General features: G+C 43.7%; 2 protein-coding genes. Both read right to left on the bottom strand.

The genetic code is table 11. From position 1 onward, the window contains the following. On the bottom strand, positions 1 to 970 hold a 970-nt coding region (mgrA, locus tag GXO74_11980; GenBank protein ID NOZ62386.1), incomplete at its 3' end, for an L-glyceraldehyde 3-phosphate reductase. Next, positions 971 to 3,250: prolyl oligopeptidase family serine peptidase (locus GXO74_11975; protein ID NOZ62385.1), on the bottom strand; the 2,280-nt coding region annotated here is incomplete at its 5' end. It lies immediately after the preceding gene.

The raw sequence follows: 3,250 nt of genomic DNA, 5'->3' as shown, positions 1-3,250 counted from the left end.
CCAACTTTTTCAACTCTTCTTCAGAAAATTCCAAATTCTTCAACGCCCCGACCACATCTTCAATCTGCTCCACTCTACTCGCTCCAATGAGCGCTGATGTAACAACTGACTGGCGTAATACCCAGGCGATCGCCATTTGTGCCAGCGACTGTCCGCGTTGTGCGGCGATCTGATTTAACTTTTCAATAATGCTCAATCTCTCCACTGAAATCGATTCCCGCGGAAGGCTGCTATTTTCCCTCGAAGCACGTGAGCCGTTCGGAATTCCTTTCAAATATTTGTCCGTGAGCATGCCCTGCGCCAGCGGGGAAAAAACAATGCATCCGATGCCTTCTTCTTGCAAAACATCCAGTAAGCCATCTTCAATCCAGCGGTCGAACATGTTGTAATTCGGTTGGTGAATCAAGAGCCGGGTTCCCATTTCGCGGAGAATTTTCACTGCCTGTCGCGTCTGCTCCGGATTATATTGAGAAATCCCTACATACAGCGCCTTTCCGCTGCGAACAATGTAATCCAGCGCGCCCATTGTCTCTTCCAGCGGCGTCTCCGGATCCGGGCGGTGATGGTAAAAAATATCCACATATTCCAGACCCATGCGTTTCAAACTTTGATTTAGGCTGGCGATGAGATATTTTCGCGAACCGTAATTTCCGTAGGGACCGGGCCACATGTCCCAGCCTGCTTTAGTGGAAATGATGAGTTCATCGCGATATGGGCGAAGGTCTTTTTTCAAAATCGCGCCAAAAGTTTCCTCCGCGGATCCATAAGGCGGGCCATAATTATTCGCCAGATCAAAATGCGTAATTCCCAGATCAAACGCCCGCAGAATCATTTTTCGGCTATTTTCAAAAACATTCACACCGCCAAAATTTTGCCATAATCCCAGCGAGACTGCCGGCAGCTTTATGCCGCTTCTACCGCAGCGGCGATATTTCATCTCCTGATAACGATTTTCGTTCGGTAAATACATTCATTTATCTCCCTTTTCTCGAATGAATTTTGCATCTATCAAATTGGCAGCCTGTTCAAATTTCGGAAGCCAATCCTGCGTCCTGACTTTCAAAACAAATTCTTTCACGCTTGCAATATCAACTTCAATCGGAACAGGCTCTGAATTCACGTCAATCGCCGGACTGACGTATAATTCTTCGCCATCGCCGTAAATTGCCAGTTGCATCTTGCCGCTGGTTAGTTTTTCTTTTTTCCAGAAAGGATTTTTAACTACTGTAAAAATCGCGGAAAAGGTTTCAAACTCTCCATTAGTTTTATAAACCAACGATTTTTTGGGGGAAAGTTTATAATCTTTAGAAGGTTCCGAACCTTCGATAGGTTTGTAAATCAGAGATATCGGCGGGAAAAGTCCCAAGCCTTTTTCAAAAATTTTGGCTTTCAATTTAAATGGTTCTCCCCAAATCGACCTGTTAAATTCGTAGCCGCCCGTCCAATAATTTGACGAATCAATTTCTATGTCTGTCAGATAAATCTCTTTGTCGGTGTTCTTCGGCCGGGTGATTTGAATTTTTCTCGGCTTTATCGTTTTCCGCAGGTTTTCATTTGCTCGCCATTGATATTTTTCATCAATCTTCCAATCCTGATTAAAATAGCCGCATAAAAGCGGAGTTCCTTCAACCGTCAAATTTCCTTGTAAAATGTGAATCCCAAGTGTGCGACTGTCAAAAATTTGATAATCAAAATCCATGCCGATGTCTTTTGCATAATTGACAATTGCGCGCCATGAATTACCGCCGTAAATTACGACATAGTGCTCCGGATTCAGCGGATTGGGATAAATCATGGCAATTCCCACGTCTTTGCCGTGAAAAATTTTATCACCAAAGTGAATTGCATCGTCCTCAAATTGAACCGGCAAATGGGGAATGATTTTTTTTGTAAGTAAATTTTCTTCAGGCGAACCGAGCAAAATCAGATTAGAATTTTCAATGTCAGTTTGCGTGATGGCATAATCCGCCTTAATTCTTGGAGAAACATGCTGCCATTTCCGCCACTGATTTTGAAAATTGATAGCCGCAGCAAAGTTCGCCATATTCTCCTGCTCCGAGCCTCTGGTGCCATAAACGAGGACGAAACCGGAATTGAACACATCGAGGATGGGACCTGTCAGACCCTTCTTTTTAATCAATTTTCCTTCGTTATTTTTTGAAAAAATCTCCCAGCTAAATTTTTCGTCCGATTTATTGGTGATTTTTCGAAAATTTATCTCTTCAAAAGTCTGATTTGAAGCAATCTCAAATTCATCGCCATCAATCTGAATCACTAAATTTTCGGATTTATCAACAGGACACGATTTCAATTTCAATTTAAACTGCGCCACATTTTCGGTTTCAATTCTTATCAGGGAATTCTTTGCGCTGGCTTCTATTTTTGCAAATTGTAGAATATCGATGAATCTCAAAATTTCAACCCAGTAAGAACTGGCATGATTCAAATCACCGCATTTGAGAACAATTTTTTCAGGTCTGGGATTGCGGCGCAGATTTTCAAACCAATCATAAATGGACTCTTCCATCGACGGGTCAAAGCCGCCGTGCGCTGCATTCGGATGTTCAACATAGCGAACATCGTAGCCCAATTTTTTCAATTTCGCCACAATTTTTCTGCTCTGGTCAATGGGCACAATGTCGTCCAGAACGCCATGATGGCAAAAAATCGGCAAATTGAGCGCATTTTCCGCATAAAAAAGCGGACTGCGCTGTTCCGCGAAAAATTTTTGAGGCGGAGAAGCGGATTCATACGGGAAACCTGTCCAGAAAGCAAATTCCGTGGGACCCATAATAGGCGCAATCGCTGCGAACATGTCCGAATGCGTCAGTCCCAGATGCCATGTTCCGCCGCCTCCCATGGAGCCGCCGGTCAAATAAATGCGATTGGCGTCAATTTTATACAATCGTCTGACTTCTGCAATCACCTCCAGCACATCCTGTTCACCAAGATTTTGATACATCGTATTTCCTCTGCCAAAGGGATTGACAACGATGTATCGCCCGCCTTTTGTTGTATGCGGCATAAAAATCGGCAAAAAAATATTTTCCTGCCACGAGGAAAAACTAGGGTCGTAGCCATGCAGATTAACTACCAACGGAAACGGCTGCTGTCCATCATATTTTTCTGGGACAAACAACGCATATCCCTGAACGCTGCCATCAATCTCCGAATAGTAGCCGCGCAGAAACGTCCCTTTTTGATTGGCAAAAGGATTTCTGCCCGCTTTTAATTCTGCTGCTGCTTGTTC

The sequence above is a fragment of the Calditrichota bacterium genome, from assembly GCA_013152715.1.
GTDB lineage: Bacteria > Zhuqueibacterota > Zhuqueibacteria > Thermofontimicrobiales > Thermofontimicrobiaceae > 4484-87.
This window is presented reverse-complemented; position numbering and strand designations above follow the sequence as displayed.